Consider the following 362-nt stretch of genomic DNA (forward strand, 5'->3'; position numbering starts at 1 on the left):
TGGTTTATAAACAAAGAAGGTGAAGCTGAACTTTTAGAGCTTAAATCTAGTGATAGTTATCAGTTAAAAGAAGCTGCATTGGAATATAACCGTACTGGTAATTTTATAGAGAGTAAATATTTCTTTAAATATTATGTACAAGTACAAATACAACTTGCATGTACGGGTTTAAGCAAAGGCAATTTATTTTTGACAGTAGGGAATGAAGTAATTAATTGTGAAATTAAAAGGGATAACGATTTTGTTATTGAAGTAATTTCTCATCTTGAGAGAGTAGAGCATGGGATAAATTTAATTTATAAAACATTAAGAGCAGACAGTAAGATTGACATTCAAAACATTGATTTAGATCTTTTACGTGA

At 28.7% G+C, this 362-nt stretch carries 1 pseudogene; it reads left to right on the top strand.

The features are described 5' to 3' along the window. Window positions 1-362, top strand: a pseudogene (locus U881_RS12800) (DUF244 domain-containing protein); the annotation flags it as partial.

Origin of the sequence: Borrelia persica No12 (assembly GCF_000500045.1) — a bacterium.
Classification (GTDB): Bacteria; Spirochaetota; Spirochaetia; order Borreliales; family Borreliaceae; genus Borrelia; species Borrelia persica.